Here is a 2,422-nt window from a genome sequence, read left to right as displayed (position 1 = left end):
CTCAGGACAACTCCGCGCAAATATCGATCGCGTGCTGCCCCTCTCCGAAACCGCCGCCGCCCATCGCCTGCAAGAAGAGAGCACTCTCGGCAAGTCCGGCGCACTGGCGGGAAAGATTGTGCTCAAGCCGTAGCGGACGGCTGATCAATGACTCCCCACGATTTCATTGACCCCTTCAATCAATCGGTCGAGTTCTTCCGAGGAAAGCTGGCCAATCTTCCTGCCGAGACGCTCGATCGAGAGTGTGCGAATCTGGCTGATTTTTGCCCACGAGGGTTTCGGAAGGGCAACGCTTTTCAACGGCAAGGTAAGCGGAAATCCGGCTCGCGGGAGTTGGCTAGTAATCGCCATCGCGATGGCCGTTCCCGACCGAGCGTTGAACACATCCTCGCTCAGAATGACGACGGGACGGCGACCGCCCTGTTCATGCCCGCGAACAGGATCTAATTCAGCCCAAATGACGTCGCCTCTCAGTATTCGGGCCATTGCTCGAAATCCGCCGCCATCCCTTCTTCGGCAAGTTGCTGCTCGAAAGACGGGTCGAGTTTTGCGCATTCCCGCGCTAAGCGACTACGATCCATTCGTTCAAGTTTGTCTTGAATGGCCTCTTGGATTGCGCGGCTACGATTTGGAAATCGCTGTTCGCTGACCAAGCGGTCTAGACGGTCGAGAAGCCCCTCGTCGATGGTTATGGCGATCTTTGCGCTCCTCATTCAAACCCTCCTAGTATGATAATATATCATACCGAGCAAGCACCTGCAAGATTATGACTTGCAACCTCATCCGACTCCCGGAAGTGTCTTGAGATCGTGTGCATCGCCATCTCTACTCATACTTCACGCCGCCGCTTTCAGTTCAGCCGGACCGATATGGTAGGATGACCGTATGGACAAGCCCGCGAATCAGCAGTCGAATCCGCCGCTATTGGACGGCTCCGAAACAATGCAGAAAGTCAGACCAGTCGTCCGTATCCTCGCGATGCTTATAGCGGTCGCTAACTTCGGTGCGGCTGCATCCATCGGCTTCCGCCACGGCTTGTGGCCGGCTACATGGAGCGCATTCGCCCAAGGCTTGTGGCCTGCCGCATGGTGCGCATTCTCTGGTTTTGTGTTTGCCGCAGTTGGCGTCACCGGCTACCCACCATTCCGCCACATGCGGATGAAGGCGTGAGCTTGGCTGGCGATTGGCGCTGGCGACCACCTCACTTCCCTGCCACTACAAATCTCGCGGCGCGGTTGTGTTTTCTGAAGAAACGCGGGATAATGCGGGCACGGCTGGAATCCAGGCCGCTGCAGGAGGCTTGCTGTGTCGCGCTGGTTCGTTGGATTGGTTTTCGTGGCGGCCGGGTTCGTGTCGTTGGCTTTCGGCGGCAGCGTTTGCGGACAAGGGACACGAGACAACGGACAGGTCTCGGGTTCGCAACAGGGGGATCGGCACGATCCATTCTCGCGCGACTCCGCCGACTTCGCGCGCGGAATTTCCCAAGATCGATTCCGCCGCGCGTTCGGACCTAGTGGGCCAGCCGCGGAATCGCGATCGTTCTTCGGCGGCGGCTCGCGTGGCTCCAACAGCGTGACCGGGATCGTTGTTTATTCCTATGTCTACGGCTGGTATCCCGGTTCTCCTTATTCGCTCACGACCGATTCGGGCACCTTCGGTCCCTATATCGCGCCGCCGGTAGTTGTCTCGGGAAACGCTCTATTCGGTCCGCAAGCCGTGCTGAGGATGATGGGAGTCGACCCCGCGCCCGCTCCTCAGGTGCAGCCACTGGCCCGTCCGCGGCGCGGCGTCGATGCCGATGCTGCTCCGATCATTCCTCCCGCCGACCATCGCGCTCGGCAGAAGTCCTGGAATCTGGTCGATCAAGGAGACGCCGAGTTTGTTCAGCGGCGATTCGCGCAAGCGCTGTCGCGCTATCGCGACGCCGCCGCCGCGGCGCGCGATTTGGCGGAGCCTCAATTCCGGCAGGGGTTCGCGCTGGTGGCGATGGCGCGGTTTGCCGACGTGGCAAGGGCCTTTCGGCATGGGCTACAGCTCGATCCCGATTGGGCCGATTCCGGTTTTCAACTCGACGAACTTTACGGTGCGAACAAGGTCGTCAAGCAGTCGCATCTCGACGCCCTGAGAAAAGCCGTTAGGGACCATCCACACGATCCGGATGCGCTCTTCGTGCTCGGCGTTTGCCTGTACTTCGATAATCAAATCGACGCGGCCGCGCCGCTATTCCGCCGAGCCGTCAATGTGCTCGGCCCGCAGGATTCCGATCATCTGGCAGGGTTTCTGAAACACTTGCCGTCGGAGAAGAAGCCGGGGGACCGAAACATCGAGGGGAATAAGCCCGCCGCAAAAGTTCCGCCGCCGCCGCTGCCGGCCCCCGACAAACCGGCCGACAAGAAGCCACTCGAAAAGCCCAGCGCGAAAC

The 2,422-nt window shown here is 59.9% G+C and carries 4 protein-coding genes; 2 read left to right on the top strand and 2 right to left on the bottom strand.

What is annotated here, in order from left to right; genetic code table 11:
- Positions 1-144 precede the first annotated feature (144 nt).
- Both VGY55_13175 and VGY55_13170 read right to left on the bottom strand, forming a co-directional pair.
- Entirely contained in the window at positions 145-486 is a 342-nt protein-coding gene (locus VGY55_13175) for a type II toxin-antitoxin system PemK/MazF family toxin (GenBank protein ID HEV2970917.1), read from the bottom strand.
- The gene (locus VGY55_13170) at positions 471-713 is read right to left on the bottom strand and encodes a ribbon-helix-helix domain-containing protein (protein ID HEV2970916.1); all 243 of its coding nucleotides are present in this window, start codon (positions 711-713) and stop codon (positions 471-473) included. Before VGY55_13170 ends, VGY55_13175 begins: the two co-directional genes overlap by 16 nt.
- 172 nt (positions 714-885) lie before the next feature.
- Between VGY55_13170 and VGY55_13165 the strand changes: the two genes are divergently transcribed.
- Together VGY55_13165 and VGY55_13160 are read left to right on the top strand one after the other, a co-directional pair.
- Positions 886-1,170 (top strand): hypothetical protein, encoded by a 285-nt coding sequence (locus VGY55_13165; protein ID HEV2970915.1) that lies wholly within the window; start codon positions 886-888, stop codon positions 1,168-1,170.
- Positions 1,171-1,305: 135 nt separating this feature from the next.
- The coding region (locus VGY55_13160; protein ID HEV2970914.1) for a hypothetical protein at positions 1,306-2,422 on the top strand (1,117 nt) is incomplete at its 3' end.

The organism is Pirellulales bacterium (assembly GCA_035939775.1).
In the GTDB taxonomy this organism is placed as follows: domain Bacteria; phylum Planctomycetota; class Planctomycetia; order Pirellulales; family DATAWG01; genus DASZFO01.
This window is presented reverse-complemented; position numbering and strand designations above follow the sequence as displayed.

What these genes read in the sequence shown, in the direction of transcription:
- VGY55_13165 (HEV2970915.1), top strand. Translation starts at nt 886, where the DNA reads ATGGACAAGCCCGCGAATCAGCAGTCGAATCCGCCGCTATTGGACGGC.
- VGY55_13170 (HEV2970916.1), bottom strand. Translation starts at nt 713, where the DNA reads ATGAGGAGCGCAAAGATCGCCATAACCATCGACGAGGGGCTTCTCGAC.
- VGY55_13175 (HEV2970917.1), bottom strand. Translation starts at nt 486, where the DNA reads ATGGCCCGAATACTGAGAGGCGACGTCATTTGGGCTGAATTAGATCCT.